Raw genomic sequence first — 20,366 nt, forward strand, 5'->3', positions numbered from 1 at the left:
AACACGATCAGAGACCGTCCTCGAGCGACCGGTTACAGGCCGGCGACGTCTTCGATGGCGTCGGTCAGTTCCTCGATGGACTCGCGGTCGTGCTCGCCCATGTGGCCGATACGGAACGTCTGCTCGCCGAGTTGCGAGCCGTAGCCGTTCGAGAAGACGAAGTCGTACTCCTCGGAGACGGCGTCGATGGTCTCGGCGACGTCGATCCCCTGCGTGTTCTCGATGCAGCTCACCGTCTGCGATTCGTACCCCTCCTCGGGGAACATGTCGAAGTGGTCGCGAGCCCACTCGCGCGTGTACTCGGCCATCTCGCGGTGGCGCTCGTTGCGGGCGTCGTGGCCCTCCTCGAGCATGTGTTTCATCTGTTTGCGGTAAGCCAGCATGATCGGAATCGCCGGCGTGGAGTGGGTCTGGCCCTTTCGCTCGTAGTAGTCGATCGTCCGCTGGAACCCGCCGTACCACGACGCGGAGTCCTTCTCGAGTTCGCGCTCGTAGGCATCGTCGCTGACGACGCAGATCGCCAGCCCCGGCGGCATCGCGAACGCCTTTTGGCTCGACGCGAAGATGACGTCGATGTTGTGCTGGTCGATGTCGACGTAGTCCCCGCCCAGCGAGGAGACGGCATCGACGACGAAGTACGTGTCGGGGTAGTCGGCGACGACGTCGCCGATCTCCTCGATGGGGTTTCGCACGCCCGTCGAGGACTCGTTCATGACGGTCGCGACAACGTCGTAGTGGTTGTCGCTCTCCTCGAGCGTCTCGCGGATATCCGCGGGTTTGATGGCCTGCCCCCACTCGTACTCGAGCCTGTCGACGTCCTTGCCCAGTCGCTCGGCAACGTTGGCGTGGCGCTCGCTGAAGCTGCCGCAGGTCGGGACGAGGATGTTCTCGTCGACGAGGTTGAGCGTCGAGGCTTCCCAGAACTCCGTCCCCGAGCCGGTCAGGACGATGACCTCGTTGTCGGTGCCGAGAAACTCCTTCGTGTCCTCGACGATGGTCGTGTACAGGTCCGTCATTCGGTCCATGCGATGGCCGAACATCGGCTCGCACATCGCCTCGATGACGTCATCGCGAACCTCCGTCGGACCCGGGATGTACAGCGTCTTGTCGGGATAGTCGTCTGTATACTCGCGTTTGTTGGTCACGGGATCCACCTGAGTACGGTTTATTGGGTAGCGAGACGGCATGGTACTTTTGATACCGGCGCGCTTCCGCGGGTAGCAACGGCGCTGCTCAGTCGCGCCCGTCGCTCCGAATTTCGATACTGCCCGCCATGCCGGCGTCGTAGTGGGGCTCGCAGACGTATTCGGCCATTTCCGTCGCGGCGTCGAACGCGAGCGTCTGCTCGTCGCCCGGATCGGCGGTGGGGTCCGTGCCGAGGCCGTTGACGACGCGCGCTTCGGCGTCGTAGATGGCGATGTTGTGAGCCATGTCATCGGATCCGGTCCAGCGAATCGTATAGCGTGCGCCCTCGGTGAGGGCGATCGTCGGGTTGACCACGTCCGCGATGGATGACGGCCGCACGCCCACCCACGTCACGCCATCGGATCGGAACAGAATCTCCGCGCCGGGCTCGATCTCGAACGTGCGATCGGTCTCGATCGGTTCGGAGTCGGATTCGCCGGTGTCATCCGCCGGTTCGGACTCGTCGTCATCGCCAGCGTCCGTGTCCGCGCTTTCGTTGCTCCCGTCGCTCCCGTCGCTGCCATCGCTGCCATCGTTTCCATCGCTGCCATCGCTTTCGTCGTTCTCATCTGTGCCTCCATCGTCGGTCGACGTGCCGGGGTCGGCGTCAGTCGACCCGTCGTCGATACAGCCGGCGAGGAGCGCACTCGAGGCCGCGAGACCGCCCCCTCGTAGCACCGTCCGTCGGCACGGGTGGCCGTCAGCGTCCATAGCGGAAGTGACTCGGCCCCGACATAAGTAAATTCGTATCTAGACAGTAATAAAACAGTTCGTGGCCCGCTACAAGACGATCGATGACGGCGTCGGAATCGACCCCGACGCCGGCACCCGGTTGTTCGACTACGATCACAGCGTTTGCCATCGTCGAAAAATGGCACGCGGCGTCCGAAGACGCGGAAAAGCGGCGAGAGACGGTATTACTGCATTTCGATGTCGCCTGCCATCCCCGACTGATAGTGGGGTACGCAGACGTATTCGACCGTATCACTCGAGGCCTCGAACTCCAGCATCTCACCGTCACCCGGATCGGGGGTCTGTTCTGTTTTCTTCCCGTTGTGAACCTCCCCGTCGCCGTTGTAGATGGCGATGTTGTGTCCTACGCTACCGCCGTTTTCGTCCCAGCCGATCTCGTAGGTCTCGCCCTCTTTGAGTGCCAGCGTCGGGTTCTCCTGCCCCTCGATGCCGGACGGGGACTTCCCCTCCCACGTGTTACTGCTCGTGGCCTTGAGCATGATCGTTTCGTCGGGGCTGATTTCGACGGGGCCGCTATCTTCACTGTCACCGTTGCCGTTGCCGTTCCCCTCGTCGCCACCACTGCAGCCGGCGACGAGCGCAGTCGAGGCAGCCGCACCCGTGAGCTTCAGCGCTGTGCGCCGCGAAACCGGATTATCTCGTGTCATCATCGGAGGTTTGGCCTGAGGACATAAAAGTTGATACCTTCTCCTAGTACAATGATATGAGACCACATGGCACAAAATATGTATTGTCGGTTCCGCGATCCGTTCGCGCTTCGAGTATCGACTCAGGCGTCGCCCCGATCGCTCGCTCGGAACTGATCCGTCCGCTCGAGCGGGAGGCGCAGGAACACCGGCACCGTGACGACGGCGATCGCGATCTCGAGGCCGCCGACGACGAGGAAGGCCACGTCGTAGCCGTAGCTGCCGGCGACGGTCCCGCCGACGAGGAAGCCGCCGAGGAAGCCGAGGCTGCCGGCGAGGTTGAACCCGGCCATCGCGAGCCCGCGCTCGCTCTCGTCCGCGAGGTCGGTGACCAGCGCCATCGTCGCGGGGGCGACGAGGGCACCGAGCACGCCGACGCCGATCATCGCGATCGCGGCGGTCGCGACCGACGGCGAGGCCCCGACGAGGAGGATCCCGCCGCCGTAACACGCCGAGCCGACGACGATCGGGACCGTCCGGCCGATCCGGTCCGAGAGGGCACCCATCGGATACTGCAAGAGGGCGAAGGGGGCGAAAAAGCACGCCAGCATGAGGCCGGTCGTTCCCGCGTCGAGGTCGAACGTCTCCTGAAAGTAGAGCGTCCCGACGAGCGCGAAAAACCCCGCGGTGAGCCGATCGACGAACCCGAATGCGTACGGAATCGAGAGGGTCGGCCGCCGCCGGATTCCGTCGACCAGCGCTCGAGCGCTCCGGCTCTCGTCGGGTGTTCGGTCCCCGACCAGCGAGACGAGCGCGCCGACGCAGACGAGCAATCCGGCGGCGACGAGCAGCGGCGCGAGCGGATCGACCTCCGTCAACTGGCCGCCGATCGGCGCTCCCAGCGCCGCGCCGAGCCCGATGGCGATCCCCGCCGCACCCATGTTCCGGCCGTGGCCACCCTCGAGGTCCATCAGCATGGTCATCGTCAGGGAGAACGCGCCGATGGTCATCGCCCCCTGGAAGACGCGCAGGAGGAGCACCCCTTCGAAGGGGATCGACCCGATCGACGGGACGGCAGCGAGGGCGGCGTAGCCGACCGCGCCGGCGATCGCACCGACGGCGATGAACGGCGTGCGCCGACCGGTCGCGTCGCTCGCGACGCCCCAGAGGCCGACGAAGGTGACGTACGCGACGAACTCGGCGACGAGGAACCACATGCTCGCGTCGAGCGCGGTCGCCGCGAACGCCGACGTCGTCGCGTCGGCACCTAACGTCTCCACGAGCGTCGCGACGCCCGGATAGAGCAGCACCTGCGAGAACAGCACCGCGAAGACGAGGGCGGCGAGCACGACCCGGTCACGGTCACTCGAGTGCACGAGCGGCCGTTGGCACTCCGGAACTATCAAGTCGTCCGTCTCGAGTCGACCGGCGGACGCGTCGCGAGTCCTGTCACGCACGGCACCAGTTTTCCCCGGAACCGATGCGTTTTCGGTCGCCGGCGGCGTGTCTCTGCCGATGAGAGTCACGCGTCGGCAATTGCTCGCTGCGGGAGCGACCGCCGGGACCGGGATCGTCGCCGGCTGCACCGGCTTCGTCGAGGATTCGCTCTCGTCGACGCCGGGGACCGTCTCGGCGGCCGCACTCGAGGAAACCGGCTACGACGAACGCACCGTCGAGGAGGTCGTCGTGGAGCGAACGATCAGCCGGTTCGGGATCGAACGCTCGATCGAGGCCCGGAACTGGTACGCCGAGTACGACCGGGCGATCGCGCTCGATTCGCTCGGACTGACGCGCGTGCAAGCGGCGGTCGTCGCCGTCCTGACCACGCCGCAGGTGTCCGTCCTCGGAAAGACGTTCAACCCCGTCGGCGAGTACTCGACGGACGAACTCGTCGCACTGATTCAGAACCGGTACGACCGGCTCGAGGACGTCCGGGCCGTCGACGAGGCGTCGATTTCGGTGCTGGGATCCGAGACGACCCTCGCGCGATACGAAGCACGCGCGCGGTTGGTCTCCGCCAGCACCGCGATCGACGTGTACCTGCAGGTCAGCGAGCCCGTCGAACACGGCGACGATTTCGTGATCGGGGTCGCGACCCACCCGCAGGCGATGGGCCTCGAGACCGAGTCCGACGCCGTCCGGACGATGCTCGAGTCGATCGAACACGGGTGAGCGGACGCGCATCGAGGGGTAGAGAGCCAGGAATCGGTGGTTCGGTCGATGGGGGGCGACGCGGTGGTCGACGGCCGTTCCCTCGGGATCGGTGAAATTCGAATCGTCGTGGAATGATACGTGACGAACGTGTAGCCCGCGATAACTGAATCGCCGAGGCGACGCACCGACGGTCGATTTTCGTAAATCGGCCTATACTAAAATTGACCTCTCGTGTACGAACGCGCTCAGATGAAACGAAGACACGTCGTGCAACTAGTGTCACTTGGAGGAGTCACACTCCCACTCGCTGGCTGTACGAACGATGCAGCCGAGGACGGGACCGAGGGCGACGATGGCGAAGAGGGCAGTGACGGCGGTGGCGGCGAAGAGGGCAGTGATGGCACCGGAAACGAAACGGACGACGAGGAAACCCCCACGGCTGGACCGAGCCAGCAGGAGTTCTCCGGGAACGGTGAGACGCTCACCGACGACTTCGATATCGGAGGAGGTCTCACGATCGTCGATGCCACGCACGACGGCGACGGTGACTTCGAAGTCCGGCTGATGCCTCAGGACGACGGAAATGGCACGCTATTTGCCGACTGGACGGGCTCATACGACGGGCGGACCGCCTGGCACATGACCGGCGGGACGTACCGCCTCAGCGTCGTTGCCGGAGGCGACTGGGAGGTGTTCGTTCGACAGCCGCGCGACGAGAGCGGAGAAAGTCCGCCATTCTCGTTCAGCGGCAGTGGAAACGATGTTCACGGCCCGTTCGAATTCGACGGGACGTACCGGCCGTCCGGCGACTACGACGGGGATCGATTCATCGTCCACTTCCTCTCGTCGACGGGCGATACCCGCGAATTCCTGTTCCACGACGGCAGTATCGGCAATCCATCGTCGTTCGAGTTTCACGACGCCGGTTACATAGAGGTCAAATCTGACGGTGAGTGGTCGGTCGAAATCGGCTAACCGCCGTTTGGGGGATATTTTATCGAGCGCGTTGCCTCGGGTTCGGTTCGACTACGCGATCTGTACGTCCCATCGAACCCTCGGACGTGACCGGTATCATTCACGTACCACGGGTAACGATGCTCAAAGAGACCGAGCGAAGCGTTCGACGAGGCCGCGTTCGCGTACCTGGGAGCCGAGCCCCAGCCGTCGGACCGCCGGCCCCACCCTTGTTTGATATTCTCTAGTCTGCGGTTTTTGCCGTTACTGTGGTGCATATGAACGTGGAGTAGTATGCATACTAAACATGAGCGACGACGCGAGCGACGGGCACGACAGCGCCGAGCGCGGCGAGCGCGGACTCGATACGCGCAGCGTCCACGCCGGGCAGTCTCCCGATCCGGAAACCGGTGCGATGGCACCGCCGATCTATCAGACGACCTCCTACGTCTTCGAAGACGCCGACACCGCCGCCGACCGCTACGCGCTCGAGGACGACGGTTACATCTACTCTCGGATCGCCAACCCGACCGTCACCGCGCTCGAGGACCGCCTCGCCGATCTCGAGGGCGGCGCGGGCGCGGTCGCGACGGCGAGCGGGATGGCCGCGCTGGACTCCGCGGTGTTGATCCTCGCGGAGGGCGGAGACAACGTGGTCTGCTCGACGGACACCTACGGCGGGACGACCGCGTACCTCTCGAAGACGGCGACTCGCCGGGAGATCGAACCGCGGTTCGTCCCCACCCTCGAGTACGACGCGTACGAGGACGCCATCGACGAGGACACCGCCTTCGTCCACGTCGAGACGATCGGCAACCCGTCGCTGGTCACGCCGGACTTCGAGCGGGTGGCCGAGCTCGCCCACGACAACGGCGTCCCCCTCGTGGTGGACAACACCTTCGCGACGCCGGCGCTCTGTCGCCCGCTCGAGCACGGGGCCGACGTCGTCTGGGAGTCGACGACCAAGTGGCTCCACGGCTCCGGGACGACCGTCGGCGGCGTCCTCGTCGACGGCGGCTCGTTCCCCTGGGGCGAGCACGGCTACGACGAGATCGCGGGACCGAGCCACGCCTACCACGACGTCGACTTCTCGCGGGATTTCCCCGACGCGCCGTTCGCCGCGACGGCCAGGTTCCGGTCGCTGCGCAGTCTCGGCAACCAGCAGTCGCCGTTCGACGCCTGGCAGACCCTGCAGGGCCTCGAGTCCATGCCCCTGCGCGTCGCGAAACACTGCGAGAACGCCGCCATCGTCGCGGAGTATCTCGACGATCACGCGGACGTCGCGTGGGTCACGCATCCAGGGCTCGCGGACCACCCCACCCACGAGAACGCGACGCGGTATCTCGAGGACTACGGCGGCATGGTCGCGTTCGGGCTCGAGGACGGGTTCGAAGCGGGCAAGGCCTTCTGCGAGAACGTCGAACTCGCGCAGTTCCTCGCGAACATCGGCGACGCGAAGACGCTCGTCATTCATCCGGCGAGCACCACCCACGGCCAGCTCTCGCCCGAGGAACGCGAGGAGGCGGGCGTCACGGCCGACCTCGTCCGGATGTCCGTCGGGATCGAGGACCCAGCAGACATCCTGGCCGACCTCGAGCAAGCGATCGACGCGGCGACGCGCGCCTGTCGAGGCGAGGGTGAGCAGCCGTGACGACGAAGAACACGGCCAATCTCGGTGCGTTCCAGTTCGAGAGTGGGGAGTCGATCCCGGCCCTCGAGGTGGCCTACGAGACCTACGGCGAGTTCACCGGCGACAACGCGGTGCTGGTCTGTCACGCGCTGACCGGCAGCGCCCACGTCGCCCGTCGGCCGGACGCCGGCGGCGAAACCGCGGGACAGGCCCGCGCCTGGTGGGGCGACGTCGTCGGCCCCGGAAAGGCGATCGACACGAGCGAGTATTACGTCGTCTGCGCGAACGCCCCCGGTTCGTGTTACGGGACGACGGGCCCCGCGAGCGAGAACCCCGAGACGGGCGAGCCCTACGGGACCGACTTCCCGGCGGTCACGGTCGGTGACTGGACGCGCGCTCAGCGGCGGCTCCTGGACGAACTCGGCGTCGGACGGCTCCACGCCGTCGTCGGCGGCAGCGTCGGCGGGATGAACGTCTTAGACTGGCTGCGTCGCTTCCCCGACGACGTCGAACGCGCCGGCGCGGTCGCGACCGCCGCTCGACTCGACCCGCAGTGTCTCGCGCTCGACACTGTCGCCCGCCGGGCGATCACCAGCGACCCCAACTGGAACGGGGGCCACTACTACGGCGGACCCGAGCCGGAAGACGGTCTCGCTCGAGCGCGCCAGATCGGCCACATCATGTACCTCTCGAAGGCCTCGATGGGGCGCAAGTTCGGCCGTCGGTCGGCCGGACGGGAAGCGGTCCGCGAGGAACCGCCGGATCCGGCGGCGGCCTTCTTCCCCTACCGGGAAGTCGAGTCCTATCTGGACTATCAGGCCGACAAGTTCGTCGACCGGTTCGACGCCAACAGCTATCTCTACATGACCCGCGCGATGGACGACTTCGATCTGTCGGCGGGCTACGAGTCCGACGCCGACGCGCTCGCGGCCTTCGAGGGCGAACTCCTGTTGCTGTCCTTTACCGGGGACTGGCACTTCACCGTCGAACAGGCCGAAGCGCTGGCCGAAGCCTGCCGCGAGGCCGGGACCGACGTCGCCCACCACGTCGTCGAGTCCGACCACGGTCACGACGCGTTCCTCGTCGAACCCGAAAAGGTCGGACCGCCGCTCTCGGAACTGCTCGACGACGGACTCGCCGGCCGCGCGATCACCGATACGGCACCCGACGCCGACGACTCCGGGTCCGGGGAGTTCGCGCCGGTGCACACGAGTCTCTTTTCCCAGTGATCGCTCGGCTCCGCTATCGGCGGGTATTCGAGGGGTCGAGGAGCGCAAAACGTGAAACGTCGATCCGAACCGTATCGAGGGGCAGCTAGCGAGCGTCGCCGTGGGTCGAGACGCGATCGAAGGAGACGTACTGTTCGGCGGGCGGGCCGTCGGAGCGCCGGCGAGCGAGCCAGTACTGCACGTCGGCGACGAACAGCGCGAGGTTTTCGCGGCCGAGCAACTGCATCGAGATGCCCTGGGGCGATCGAAAGAGGGCGATCAGCGTCCACATCGAGCCGGCGGCGAGCGCACCCAGCGCGGAGAAGGTCATCCCGAGCGTGAAGAACGTCGTGCTGTAGACGAAGCCGATCCCCATCGACGGCAGGCTCGTGCCCAGCGGTACCCGCGCGTTCGAGTCGCGCAGCGTCGGCGCGAGAAAGACGATCGAGAGGCCGCTTCCGAGCATGAATACGAGGTCTTGCCACATCATCGCGATCACTTACTCGATTACGAGTTAAAACTCTCTCGGTCGGGAAAGAGGCAGTTAGAAGGGACAATCACGGAAATCGACCGATCAACGGCGAACGGGACGCAGCGGCGGGAGCGGACGGGTCCATCCCCCACCGGGCCGTCGTCTCGAACCCGTAACAGTCGATTAGGGAAGGTCAAATCCCCGTTACTCGAGGCGTTCAGTGCTCGGTGAGGACGGCCTCCTCGAGCAGGGTCTCGCGGGCCTCGGTCATCGACGTGACGACGACGTCACAGTGGGGTTCGACCGCCGGCTTGGGTTCGAAACCGATCGCCAGCCCGGCGACCTCGAGCATCGGCAGGTCGTTTGCACCGTCGCCGACCGCCACCGTGTCCGCGAGGTCGACGCCGACGTCGTCGGCGAGGTCCGCGAGCGCGTCGTCCTTCGTGCCCTCGACCAGCGGTCCGTCGACGGCACCGGTGAGTTCGCCCGCCGTCGTCGGGAGCCGGTTCGAGACGATGTGATCCACCGAGACGTCCTCGCGCTCGAGGGCAGCCGCGACGCCGCGTTCGAACCCGCCCGTCAGGATGGCGGTCGTGATGCCCGCGTCGTTCAGGTCCGCGATGAGGTCGGCCGCCCCCTCGCGGAGGACGACTTCGTCGAACGCGGCCTCGGCCTCGGCCTCCGGCAGTCCCTCGAGCAGGGCCGCGCGCCTGCGCAGGCTCTCGGCGTAGCCGATCTCGTCGTTCATCGCGCGTTCGGTAATGTCGGCCATGTCCGCGGCGACGCTGCGGCGGTCGCCGAGCAGGACGGTCATCTCGGAGTCGGAAAGCGTCCCGTCGAAGTCGAAAGCGACGACTGTCATCGCTTCTCGATTGTCGGTCACCGGATAAACCAGTTCAGGTTTCGCGCCGGGCCGACCAGTAGTTGCGTCGCCCGATCGATCGAAACATATTATCGACCCGCCTCCGTTGCCGGACACATGTCGTCAGATCGACGGTTCGAGTACGACAAGGGACCCGATCTCGCGGACGAGGAGCCGGTCGCCGAGGGCGACGACGGTGACGATGACGAGAACGACCCGGCGGGAGGCGCGACGCAACGCGGTCGAACGCGGTTCGCCGTTCCGCCCTGGAAAGCCGGTGCGGTCTCCGGCGTGAGCGCCTTCGCAGTCGTCCTCGCGGCGACCTACCAGCTCGTCGGCGCGATGTTCGGCGGCGGAATGTTCGGCGGCGTCGAAGCGCAACCGAGTCGATGGGTCGTGACGGGACTGGTGACATTGGGGAGCCACGGGGCGACGATCAAACAGGGCGAGGAGACGATCCGCGGTGGGTTCGGATTCGTTCGCGGCCTGACCAGCCACGTCTCGGCGCTCGTTCCGATCGTCGTGCTCGTGGTCGCCGGCTACCTCCTCGTGCGCTACGTCCGCCTCGAGACGCGCCGGGACGGCGGCCTTGCGCTTGGATCGCTGGTTCTGTGTTACGTCGTCCCGACCGCCGCGCTCGCGGGCATCGCTCGCTGGACCCTCGAAACGGACACCAACGGCGCACAGGAAGCCGAAACGATCGCCGTCGCGATGGACTCTTCCCTCTTCGTGGCGATCGGCGGGACCGCGCTCACCTTCGTCGTCGTCGGCGCCGGCATCGCTGCCGTGCCGCGGTTGCTGGCCGTGACCGAGTGACCATCGCCAAACGACGGACGACGGATTCCGCTCGGCAGCAACACTCAGCAGAAACCACTCGACCGAACCGCTCGAGAAACACGGGCTGCGGGCCGCGATTACTCGCGTTCCTCGACCGGCGTCTTGACGATCGTCACGGGCCGCGAGGCCAGTCTCGCGACGCGGTCGGTGACGCTGCCCAGCAACTGCCGGTAGTCGCCCGGTCGCTCCTTCGACCCCATGACGAGCAGGTCGACGTCCGCCTCGTCGGCGTAGTCGAGTATCTGCTCGTGGGGCGCGCCGTGCCTGACGACCGTGGTCGGCTCGAGACCCGACTCTCGGGCCGCGTCGGCGGCCGATGCGAGGGCGTCCTCACCGGCCTGTTCGAGGGCGGCCTCGAGCCCTTCGAACTCGTGGACGTACTCGTCGCCGCTGTAGGAGCTGTAGACGTCGCTGTCGACGACGTACAGCAGGTGGAGCTCCGCGTCGGTCTGGTCGGCGACCGCGATCGCGTGTTCGGTCGCCAGTTCCGTTCCGTCCGCCGCGTCGGTCGGCAAGAGGATTCGGTCGTACATGGAGTCGAGTACGGGCCGGCGGCGTATAATCCCGGGTGGAAATTCCAGATTTTCGGGATCGCTCGATCGGAATCGCCGACAGTGTCGTTGTCGAACTGATACCGGTCGCCGTTCCGTCCCGCGGTTTCGGTAGACAACGGTATTTTTTGCCGGGCCCGACGACAACGGAAGGGTTTACCTGCTCCGCACGATTGTCTCGCGCATGAAGGTTCTCGTCACGGACCCGATCGCAGATGCGGGTCTGGACGTACTCAGAGACGCCGGCCACGAGGTCGAGACGGGCTACGAACTCGAGGACGACGACCTCCTCGAGGCGGTATCGGACGCACACGGCATGATCGTTCGCTCGGGAACGGAAGTCACCGAGGACGTCCTCGAGGCCGCCGAGGACCTGGTCATCGTCGGCCGAGCCGGGATCGGCGTCGACAACATCGACATCGACGCCGCGAAAGACCACGGCGTCATCGTCGCCAACGCACCGGAAGGAAACGTTCGCGCGGCGGCCGAACACACCGTCGCGATGACGTTCGCGGCCGCTCGCTCCATCCCACAGGCACACATCCGCCTCAAAAACGGCGAGTGGGCGAAAAGCGACTACCTCGGAACCGAGCTCAACGGCAAGACCCTGGGCGTCGTCGGCCTCGGCCGCGTCGGCCAGGAAGTCGCCAAGAAGCTCGACTCGCTGGGCATGGACATCGTCGCGTACGACCCGTACATCAGCGAGGAGCGGGCCGACCGCATCGGTGCCGAACTCGTCGATCTCGAGGAGAGCCTCGAACGGGCGGACTTCCTCACGGTTCACACGCCGCTTACGCCGGAGACTGAAGGCCTGATCAGCGAGGACGAACTCGATCTGCTGGGCGACGGCTACCTGATCAACTGCGCCCGCGGCGGCGTCGTCGACGAGGACGCGCTGGCCGCCAAGGTCGAGGACGGCACTCTCGCCGGTGCGGCGCTGGACGTCTTCGCCGAGGAACCGCTCTCGGCCGAGTCGCCGCTACTCGAGCACGACGAGATCATCGTCACGCCCCACCTCGGGGCCTCGACGGAAGCCGCACAGGAGAACGTCGCGACCTCGACGGCCTCGCAGGTCAACGCCGCGCTGATCGGCGAACCGGTCGCGAACGCGCTGAACGCGCCGTCGATCGACGAGAGCGCGTTCCCCCGCGTCCAGCCTTACATCGAGCTCGCGGAGACCGCCGGCAAGGTCGCCGCTCAGCTGCTCGAGGGCCGCATCGAAGACATCGAGGTCGTCTACGAGGGCGACATCGCCGACGAGGACGTCGAGTTCGTCACCGCGAGCGCGCTGAAGGGCGTCTTCCAGCCGCTCGAGTGGCAGGTCAACGCGGTCAACGCGCCCCAGATCGCGGAGGATCGCGGCGTCGACGTCACCGAATCCAAGACCCGCCAGGCCGAGGACTTCCAGAGTCTCGTCTCCGTGACCGTCAGCAACGACGACAGCGAGGTCTCGGTCGACGGAACGCTGTTCGCCGGCGACGACCCGCGCATCGTCCGTATCGACGGCTACCGCGTCGACGCCATCCCCCACGGCCGGATGGTCGTCGCGCGCAACACGGACGAACCCGGCGTCATCGGTCTCATCGGCTCCGTGATGGGCGACCACGGCGTCAACATCGCCGGCATGTTCAACGCCCGCGAAACCATCGGCGGCGAGGCGCTGACCGTCTACAACGTCGACAGCGAGGTCCCCGCGGACGCGAAGGAGGAACTCGAGTCCGACGAGCGGATCATCGCCATCAACGACATCACGCTGAACGGCCAGGCCTGATCGGTGGCGGACGGGGTCCGAATACCCGCGGTCGCCGCAACGACTGCCCCAAACCGAACCCACCGCCGATCGGACAGTCCGTCCGTTCGTGAGCGCTCTTTATTGCCCGCGAGCGCCTCCTTCCCGTAGGAGGCGAGAGACATGGCAATTCCGTACCGCGGTCCAGGACAGTACCCGACCGAGAGCGACCGAGAGGACGCCGCAACCACGAAGTGGGGGCTCAGAGAGGGGATCGGACTCTCGATCGCCTCGATCTTCGGGTTACTGCTGCTGGTCGTCGGACTCATGCTGGCCTCGGGACTGGTCGCGGCGGCGAGCACGGACGCGGTCACGGCCGCCGTGACGATCGGCTTCCTGCTGTTCGCGGTCGTGCTACTCGTCGTCGGCCGCTGGAGCTGGAACGGACGCTGAGACCGACTTTGCCCTTTGTCCCGGTTCTTCGTCCCGATTCTCGAGCGACGCACTCGCGGTCTCCGCAGCAAAAGACCTATCGCTCGGCCGACCGATATCCCGAGTATGGACGACGACGTTGCGGTCGACTTCGGCGAGGACGGACTCGTCCCCGCAGTGGCACAGGACGTCGACACCGGCGAGGTGCTCATGCTCGCGTACGTCTCGCCGGACGCCCTCGAGCGGACCCGCGAGACCGGCCGCGCGCACTACTACTCCCGGAGCCGGGACGAACTCTGGGAGAAGGGGGCGACCAGCGGCCACGTTCAGGACGTCGCCGAGGTCCGAGTCGACTGCGACGCCGACACCCTTCTCTACCTGGTCGACCAGGAGGGCGGCGCGTGTCACACCGGCCACCGGTCGTGTTTCTACCGGACGATCGACGGGGAGACCGTCGGCGAACAGGTGTTCGATCCCGACGCCGTCTACGAGTGAGATGAGCGAGCGCGTCCCTCCCTCTGACGCCCGCTCGGACGCACGCGCCGGGGCTGCTGACGAGCCGACGCCCTTCGAAGCGCTCGAGGCCGCCCGCCAGCGCCTCGAGACGGTCGAGACGCGGATCGCGGACCACGGGTCCGAGACCGTCGAGGAGGTCACGACGGCCTACCGGAACGCGACGACGCTGCTGGACGACTACGTCGACCGGGCGACGGGAACCGGCAAGGAGAACTTCCAGGCCTACATCGAGCTCGAGGGGAAGTTCGACGGGCTGGTCTCGGGGTTGGCCGACGATCTCCCGGAACGCGACGCCTTCGAGAACGCCCTCGAAGCGATCGACAAGCGACGGCTCAGCGAGTCGGATTTCGAACGGGCCCGCGACGCGCTCGTGCCGGCCGCCGCGTACGCCGACCTGCTCGAGGAGCGCGAGGCGGCCAAGGAAGAGCTGGCGGAAGCTCGCACAGCCGCGGCCAAGCGCCGTCGGACCGTCGACGACGAGATCGACCGGCGGGAACGGCTGCTCGAACTCTCGAACGCCGATCTGGACGCGCCGGTCGAGCGCCTCCGCGAGCCGATCGAGGCGTACAACGAGGCCATCCGCGAGGGCGTCCGCGAGTATCGACTCGAGGCCAGCGCACGCGAGGTGTTCGACCTGCTCGAGCGAAGCCGGTGGTACCCGTTCGTGACCTACGAACAGCCGCCCGACGAGCTGGTGGACTACGTCCGCGAGAACCCGGCCGGCGAGTACACGATCCCCGAACTGCTCGAGTACGCCGACTACTCCCGGTCGAAGCTCTCCCACTACGTCGAGAGCGCGGACGAACTCAAGCGCAACGTGGCGACCCAGCAGACGTATCTCGACGGCGTCGACGCCGAACCGCTGACGATCGACTGGCCGCCGGGACCGGCCGGCGAACTCCGCTGTCGGACGCGGGAGTACCGTCCGTTCGTCGCCCGGATCGCCGACGAGGAGACGGTCGCGGCCCTGCGCGACGTCCGCCTGCTCGCGACCGACCCCGACTACGACCGCCTCCAGACCGCCGCACAAGCGGTGGCACAGCTCAGCCCCGGCGAGCGCGAGCGGCTGGCCGACGGCCGCGTCGCGGACGAACTCGAGTCCCTGCGGGCCGAACGGGAACGACTCGAGGAGGCGCTCGCGGTCGACGACCCGATCTGAGCGACCGCGCGAGCGGCTGACGGCCGCCCACCAGCGCCTCGAGAGCGAGTCGTCGCCGCCCGTCGGCCCCGCATTTTAGCCGTCTTCGGCCGAAGACCACGTATGACCAGACACGTCCTCGTCCCGATGGACGACTCCGACCCGTCGCGGGCGGCCCTCGAGCACGCCCTCGAGTGGGTGCCCGCCGGTCGGCTGACGGTGGTCCACGCGATCGACGATCTCGAGGCGGACTACGGCAGTATCGTCTCGGGGGACGACGAACCCGCGTTCTTCGCCGACGTCCAGGCGCTCGCCGACGAGTACGACCGCTCCATCGAAACGAACGTGATCGAAGGCCAGGGGACGGCGGACGCGATTCTCGAGTACGTCGCCGAGGCGGACGTCGACGCGATCGTCATGGGGAGCGAGGGGAAAGCCGGCGTCTCGCGGGTGTTGCTGGGCAGCGTCGCGGAGGCGGTCACCCGCCGGGCGGACGTTCCGGTGACGATCGTTCCGTGACGATGTCCAGCGCGAACACTCGAGACGACATCCGATGAAAGAGCGATCACCTGGCCCCCGCCGACGGCCGAGTACGGCGGGTAGTGAAACAAATTCCAGGATGGTTCTTGCGCTCTAAGAAGCTATGAACGGTCCCGAACGAGCGCGGACAGGCAGGTCGATCGGACCGTAGATCGTACGAGACGGGAGCGAACGACGACGCGGGGACGGTTCCACCTCCTGCAACCCGCCCGAAGGACGAATCCGGCCGGTGACTTCCAGACAGAATTTCCCATCCGGCTCCGCCAAAGGCTATTTGACACGTCGTGAGAAATGACAGCCGAGATGTGTCGGATACAGAGACGAAAATTGTTGACACTGACAGTAGCCGGGGGGACAGGGGTCGTCGGAACCGTTGTGGGTGCCGCAAGCAGCGGCGCCGCCGCAGTCGACATCAAGCACTCGAGCGCGACATCGACGGTTGTGGGACCGGGCGCGGCGTCGGAGACCATCACCGTCAGTACCACCGGAGGTGGCCTATTCGAGTTCGGGGGAGACGCCGATCGGTCGCTTCGGGTCCGCAACGCCGCGACGGGCAAGACGACCACGTTCAAACCGGACGGGGACGGGGAAACGTACGCGACCGATCACGTGATAATCTTTACCGGTTCGCTGGAGGAGGTCCCGTCGATGGACGGACTCGTCGATGTCCGAACGCCGGAGGGAAGCGAGTCCTCCGTCACCGTCAGCGGTTCATACAGCGGTGATAGGGGGATATTCACGGACCAGACGTTCGCCCCGTACATCGTCGAACTCCTCGACGGATCGGGGACCGTCGTTTCGACGACCGGCGAGAAAGTATACGGGACCAACTACGAGTGGGAGTTCGATCAAGACGGAGCGACAGTGACGATTACTCGAGACGAGGAAGTCGACGAAAGCTGGCTCGTCGAATTCGAAATCGAGAACGACTCGAGCGGAGATATACAGGCTGTCCCTCACGAGGACGGCGACGACGTCTTCGAAATTCCTCTCGATGAATTCAACGTCGACGATGGCGAGTACGAGTGGGAAATGATCATCTACAACGGGCCGAACTCGTCGGACGAGGACATCGCGATCCGTCTCCCAGGAGGGGACGAGCAACTCGTCACGATCGGGGCCGCTGATGAGGGTACCGACGGTGACTCCGGTAATACCGAATCCAACGGCGACTCTAACAGTTCCGAATCTGCCGATAACACCAGTGATACCGAATCCAACGGCGATTCCGCGCCCGGCGGTGACGGGATGCCCGGCTTCGGACCCGTTGCCACGATCGCGGGCCTCGCCGGTGGCTACGCGCTGATTCGACGGTCCGAAGACGAGACGTAACGACTGCGTTCAGACGTCGGCCTTCGCGTCGGCCAGCGCCTCGTACATGTCGCTGGCGAGTTCCTCCGCCCGGTCGCCCTCGCGGGCCTCGGCGTAGATCCGGACGAGCGGTTCGGTTCCGGATGGGCGGGCGAGCACCCACGCGTCGCCGTGGTCCAGCCGGTAGCCGTCGCGGGTGTTGAGTTCCGCGTCGGCGGCCTGGGCCTGGTTGGCCGCCGCGTCGAGCATCGCGTCGCGTTCGGCCGTCGACTCGTACTCGATGTTGCGCCGCACGTTGACGTAGCCGTCGTAGGGGGCGACGATCTCGCTGACCGGCCGCTCGGCGACCAGCGCGAGGAATCGCGCGGCCGTATACGCGCCGTCCCGCGAGAGCCGGTAGCCGGGGAAGAAGATCCCGCCGTTACCCTCTCCCGCGACCGGAACCCGCTCGCCCTTGTCCTCGAGTTCCTCGATGCGGGTGATGATGTTCGTCGAGCCGATGGGGGTGAGCTCGAGTTCGGCTCCGATCTCGGTGACGACGTCGACGAGCCGCTGGGAGACGTTGACGGCCGAGACGGTGGTGTCGCCGGCCTCGAGTTCGGCGGCTGCGAGCGCGGCGAGGGTGGCGTCGCCCTCGACGTACTCGCCGTGTTCGTCGAAGAAGATGGCGCGGTCGGCGTCGCCGTCGTGGGCGATGCCGACGTCGGCGTCGGTCGCGCGGACGAGCCGGCCAAGATCCACGAGGTTGTCGGGAACTGGCTCCGGATCGCGACCGGGGAAGTGTCCGTCGGGCTGGGCGTTGACCGTGACGACGCGACAGCCGAGTTCGCGGAAGAACTCGGGGCTCGTCAGCGCTCCCGCGCCGTGGCCCGGATCGAGCGCGACGGTGAGCTCCGCGTCGGCGATCGCCTCCCGGTCCGCGGCGGCGAGCAGTTCGTCGACGTACTCCCGCCTGACGCCGTCGATCTCGCGGACACATCCCGTCTCGTCCCAGGGCGCGACGGTGAACGACTCCGCGAGCAGCGTCTCCTCGATCGTCTCGAGGTCGGCGACCGCGAGTTCGACGCCGTCGGCCCCGACGAGTTTGACGCCGTTGTACGGCGGCGGGTTGTGCGAGGCCGTGATGACGATTACCGGCACGCCCTCCCGTTCGGCGTAGGCCTGTGCACCCGGCGTGGGAACGATCCCGAGGCGGTCGATGTCGATTCCCGTACTTGCGAGCCCGCTGGCGGCCGCATCGGCCAGCATTCGGCCGGTGTGGCGCGTGTCGCGGGCGATGGCAACCCGGTCCCCACCGTGACCGTCACCCCAGGTCGTCCCGGCCGCTTTCGCGACGCGCAGGACGAACGCGGGCGTCAACTCCTCGTTTGCGACGCCCCGCGTCCCGCTGGATCCGAAGACTTGCATCACGTGGTAGTCTGACCGGCCACCCCAAAGGGATTCCGCAAACCGACCGGCGTGCTGGCCGATCGCCGACGGAACGTTTTCGGCCCGTCCCCCCGACGGGTCCGTATGGACTCGATCGAGGAGAAACGCGTCTACGGCGACCGCGAGGGCGCGGTCACCGCCTACGTCGCGAGCGCGATGGGAGTCGTCCGCGTCCGCGTCGCCGGCGACACCGTCGGCGAATTCGGCCTCTGCGAGCGCTGCGAGGCTCGAGACATCGCGGCGACCCGCGACGCCGTCGCCATCGCGACCGACGAGGACGTCAGGGTACACGAGGTCGCGAACGAGGCGGCCGCCGAGACCGGCGACGGCGACGCGGCCGACGAAACGTTCGTCGAAGCGGGGTTCGGCCCGGCGGTCGCCGTCGGCTACGACGACGGCGATCTGATCGCGGCCAGTCCGGACGGCCGCGTCGCGTGTCGGGCGGCTGGAGCCGAGGAGTGGACCACGCTCGAGGACGTCCCTGTGGCAACGGTGCGCGCGATCGACGGCGACCTCGTCGGTACCGACAACGGCGTCTACCGCGTTCACGAGGGCAGGCTCGATCACGCCGGGCTGACGGACGTGCGGGACGTCTCGGCCGCCGGCGTCCCGCTGGCCGCCACCGCCGACGGACTCTACAAGCTGGGCAACGGCTGGATGGCGGTCCTCGAGCCAGCGTTCGAGACCGTCGCGGCGGACCCCCGCTCTCGACCCGGCCGACTCGAGCGTGCACACGCGGTCGCCGGCGAGACGATCTACGAGTACGCGGCCGACGACGACGAGTGGCGGGAGCGCGAGCCCGACGGCTCGGGCGAGACGGTCGTCGGATTCGGCTACGGCGACGAACGCTACGCGGTCACCGAGTCGGGGACCTTCCTGTCCTCGAGCGACGGCGGCTGGCGACGGCGGCTGCTCGGCATCACCGACGTGGTCGGGATGGCCGTCCCCGCGACGGTCCCGGACGCGACCGCCGCGGAACGATGAGCTGACGCTCCGACGGCGACCGCGACGGCACCGGACGCGACCGCCGCGGAACGATGAGCTGACGCTCCGACGGCGACCGCGACGGCACCGGACGCGACCGGGAGAACGAAAGCGGGTTTACCCCCCGGGCTGTCCCACCGAATATGATCGTCAGCGGATCCGCGTCGCAGGCTCTCGCCGCGGCGCTCGCACGCGAACTCGAGGAGCCGCTCGCCGCCGTCGAGTACGACCGCTTTCCCGACGGCGAACTGCTCGCCGCCGTCCCCGGGGTGGCCGACGCCGAGCCGGACCGGGCGGTGATCGTCGCGTCGACCGTCTCGAGCGACGCCCACCTCGAGGTGCTCCAGTTGCAAGACGCCGTCCGCGAGGCCGGCATCGAGGAGGTCGTTACCGTTCTCCCCTACATGGGTTACGGGCGGCAGGACGAGGCCTTCGAACCGGGCCATCCCGTGTCCGCGCGTGCGATCGCACGCGCGATTTCGACCGGTACCGACCGCGTGTTGACGGTCGATCCCCACGAAGAAGCGGTCTGTGAGTTCTTCGAGCCGACAGCGACCGCCGTCGACGCGGCGGGGCAGCTGGCCGAACCGCTCCCGGCCGATCTCGCCGATCCGGTCTTCCTCTCCCCCGACGCGGGGGCGATCGAGCTCGCCGAAACGACCAGAGACGCATACGGCGCGGGCGAAACAGACTACTTCGAGAAGACCCGTCTCTCCGGGACGGAGGTCGAAATATCCCCCAGCGACGTCGACGTGGCCGGTCGCGACGTGATCGTCGTCGACGACATCATCGCGACGGGGTCGACGATGAGCGAGGCCGTCACCCTCCTCCGGGATCGCGACGTCGGTCGCGTCTTCGTCACCTGCGTCCACCCCTTGCTCGCCCGCGACGCCGTCACGAAGCTCTCGCGGGCTGGGGTCGAAGCGATCTACGGCACCGACACGATCGAGCGAGGCGTCGAGACCGTCTCCGTCGCGCCGGTGCTCGCTGCTCATCTGTAACTAAACGGTTAAGTGGCCCCCAGACACTGCCTTAGATGTTAGCGCGTGGCAGTGA

The 20,366-nt window shown here is 66.9% G+C and carries 21 protein-coding genes; 13 read left to right on the forward strand and 8 right to left on the reverse strand.

Going from position 1 to position 20,366, the window contains the following annotated elements; all coding sequences use genetic code 11:
* Positions 1–32: 32 nt before the first annotated feature.
* The 4 genes from BMX07_RS10265 to BMX07_RS10280 all read right to left on the reverse strand — a co-directional run bounded on the left by BMX07_RS10265 (position 33) and on the right by BMX07_RS10280 (position 3,940).
* Positions 33–1,145: a pyridoxal-phosphate-dependent aminotransferase family protein gene (locus BMX07_RS10265; protein WP_090618408.1), complete on the reverse strand. Its 1,113-nt coding sequence runs from the start codon at positions 1,143–1,145 to the stop codon at positions 33–35.
* 88 nt (positions 1,146–1,233) lie between these two features.
* Positions 1,234–1,896, reverse strand: a complete 663-nt coding sequence (locus BMX07_RS10270) for a cupredoxin domain-containing protein (protein ID WP_090617465.1) — start codon at positions 1,894–1,896, stop codon at positions 1,234–1,236.
* A 206-nt stretch (positions 1,897–2,102) separates the two neighbouring features.
* A complete protein-coding gene (locus BMX07_RS10275) occupies positions 2,103–2,585 on the reverse strand; it encodes a plastocyanin/azurin family copper-binding protein (RefSeq protein WP_090617467.1) in 483 nt (160 codons plus the stop codon).
* 122 nt (positions 2,586–2,707) lie between these two features.
* Complete coding sequence (locus tag BMX07_RS10280) at positions 2,708–3,940, reverse strand: MFS transporter (protein WP_090618409.1); 1,233 nt, start codon at positions 3,938–3,940, stop codon at positions 2,708–2,710.
* Positions 3,941–4,079: 139 nt separating this feature from the next.
* Here BMX07_RS10280 and BMX07_RS10285 point away from each other — a divergent pair, with 139 nt between their 5' ends.
* From BMX07_RS10285 to metX, 4 genes are all read left to right on the forward strand, one after another.
* A complete protein-coding gene (locus BMX07_RS10285; RefSeq protein WP_090617469.1) occupies positions 4,080–4,736 on the forward strand; it encodes a DUF6517 family protein in 657 nt (218 codons plus the stop codon).
* 258 nt (positions 4,737–4,994) lie between these two features.
* Positions 4,995–5,693 carry a hypothetical protein gene (locus BMX07_RS10290; RefSeq protein WP_245742092.1) on the forward strand — a complete coding sequence of 233 codons (699 nt, stop codon included), beginning with the start codon at positions 4,995–4,997 and terminating at the stop codon, positions 5,691–5,693.
* A 286-nt stretch (positions 5,694–5,979) separates the two neighbouring features.
* Positions 5,980–7,323 carry an O-acetylhomoserine aminocarboxypropyltransferase/cysteine synthase family protein gene (locus BMX07_RS10295; protein ID WP_090617473.1) on the forward strand — a complete coding sequence of 448 codons (1,344 nt, stop codon included), beginning with the start codon at positions 5,980–5,982 and terminating at the stop codon, positions 7,321–7,323.
* A complete protein-coding gene (metX, locus tag BMX07_RS10300) occupies positions 7,320–8,531 on the forward strand; it encodes a homoserine O-acetyltransferase MetX (RefSeq protein ID WP_090617475.1) in 1,212 nt (403 codons plus the stop codon). The genes BMX07_RS10295 and metX overlap by 4 nt, the downstream gene beginning before the upstream one ends.
* An 85-nt stretch (positions 8,532–8,616) precedes the next feature.
* On the opposite strand, the gene BMX07_RS10305 is transcribed toward metX, so the two are convergent.
* Together BMX07_RS10305 and serB are read right to left on the reverse strand one after the other, a co-directional pair.
* Positions 8,617–9,000, reverse strand: coding sequence for a hypothetical protein (locus BMX07_RS10305; protein ID WP_090618410.1), 384 nt, complete (start codon positions 8,998–9,000; stop codon positions 8,617–8,619).
* Between the two features lie 199 nt (positions 9,001–9,199).
* Positions 9,200–9,844, reverse strand: coding sequence for a phosphoserine phosphatase SerB (gene serB / locus BMX07_RS10310; protein WP_090617477.1), 645 nt, complete (start codon positions 9,842–9,844; stop codon positions 9,200–9,202).
* Between the two features lie 117 nt (positions 9,845–9,961).
* Here serB and BMX07_RS10315 point away from each other — a divergent pair, with 117 nt between their 5' ends.
* Positions 9,962–10,660 carry a hypothetical protein gene (locus tag BMX07_RS10315; RefSeq protein ID WP_090617478.1) on the forward strand — a complete coding sequence of 233 codons (699 nt, stop codon included), beginning with the start codon at positions 9,962–9,964 and terminating at the stop codon, positions 10,658–10,660.
* A 98-nt stretch (positions 10,661–10,758) separates the two neighbouring features.
* On the opposite strand, the gene BMX07_RS10320 is transcribed toward BMX07_RS10315, so the two are convergent.
* On the reverse strand, positions 10,759–11,214 hold the full coding sequence (locus tag BMX07_RS10320; RefSeq protein ID WP_090617480.1) for a universal stress protein: 456 nt from the start codon (positions 11,212–11,214) through the stop codon (positions 10,759–10,761).
* 202 nt (positions 11,215–11,416) lie between these two features.
* Here BMX07_RS10320 and serA point away from each other — a divergent pair, with 202 nt between their 5' ends.
* The 6 genes from serA (at position 11,417) to BMX07_RS10350 (ending at position 16,919) form a co-directional block, all read left to right on the forward strand.
* Positions 11,417–13,003, forward strand: coding sequence for a phosphoglycerate dehydrogenase (serA, locus tag BMX07_RS10325; protein WP_090617481.1), 1,587 nt, complete (start codon positions 11,417–11,419; stop codon positions 13,001–13,003).
* Between the two features lie 141 nt (positions 13,004–13,144).
* Positions 13,145–13,414, forward strand: a complete 270-nt coding sequence (locus BMX07_RS10330; RefSeq protein ID WP_090617484.1) for a hypothetical protein — start codon at positions 13,145–13,147, stop codon at positions 13,412–13,414.
* A 105-nt stretch (positions 13,415–13,519) separates the two neighbouring features.
* Entirely contained in the window at positions 13,520–13,888 is a 369-nt protein-coding gene (gene hisI / locus BMX07_RS10335; RefSeq protein WP_090617486.1) for a phosphoribosyl-AMP cyclohydrolase, read from the forward strand.
* Position 13,889: 1 nt separating this feature from the next.
* The gene (locus BMX07_RS10340; RefSeq protein WP_090617488.1) at positions 13,890–15,068 is read left to right on the forward strand and encodes a DUF7118 family protein; all 1,179 of its coding nucleotides are present in this window, start codon (positions 13,890–13,892) and stop codon (positions 15,066–15,068) included.
* A 102-nt stretch (positions 15,069–15,170) separates the two neighbouring features.
* Entirely contained in the window at positions 15,171–15,566 is a 396-nt protein-coding gene (locus BMX07_RS10345) for a universal stress protein (RefSeq protein WP_090617490.1), read from the forward strand.
* A gap of 351 nt (positions 15,567–15,917) precedes the next feature.
* On the forward strand, positions 15,918–16,919 hold the full coding sequence (locus BMX07_RS10350; protein WP_139210857.1) for a PGF-CTERM sorting domain-containing protein: 1,002 nt from the start codon (positions 15,918–15,920) through the stop codon (positions 16,917–16,919).
* Between the two features lie 9 nt (positions 16,920–16,928).
* Here BMX07_RS10350 and glmM read toward each other — a convergent pair whose 3' ends face one another.
* On the reverse strand, positions 16,929–18,305 hold the full coding sequence (gene glmM / locus BMX07_RS10355; RefSeq protein ID WP_090617493.1) for a phosphoglucosamine mutase: 1,377 nt from the start codon (positions 18,303–18,305) through the stop codon (positions 16,929–16,931).
* Positions 18,306–18,410: 105 nt separating this feature from the next.
* On the opposite strand from glmM, the gene BMX07_RS10360 reads away from it, so the two are divergent.
* Both BMX07_RS10360 and BMX07_RS10365 read left to right on the forward strand, forming a co-directional pair.
* Positions 18,411–19,310 (forward strand): HVO_0234 family beta-propeller protein, encoded by a 900-nt coding sequence (locus BMX07_RS10360; protein WP_090617495.1) that lies wholly within the window; start codon positions 18,411–18,413, stop codon positions 19,308–19,310.
* 143 nt (positions 19,311–19,453) lie between these two features.
* Positions 19,454–20,311 (forward strand): ribose-phosphate diphosphokinase, encoded by an 858-nt coding sequence (locus tag BMX07_RS10365; protein ID WP_090617497.1) that lies wholly within the window; start codon positions 19,454–19,456, stop codon positions 20,309–20,311.
* Positions 20,312–20,366: the final 55 nt, after the last annotated feature.

It is taken from the genome of Natrinema salaciae (assembly GCF_900110865.1).
GTDB classification, from domain to species: domain Archaea; phylum Halobacteriota; class Halobacteria; order Halobacteriales; family Natrialbaceae; genus Natrinema; species Natrinema salaciae.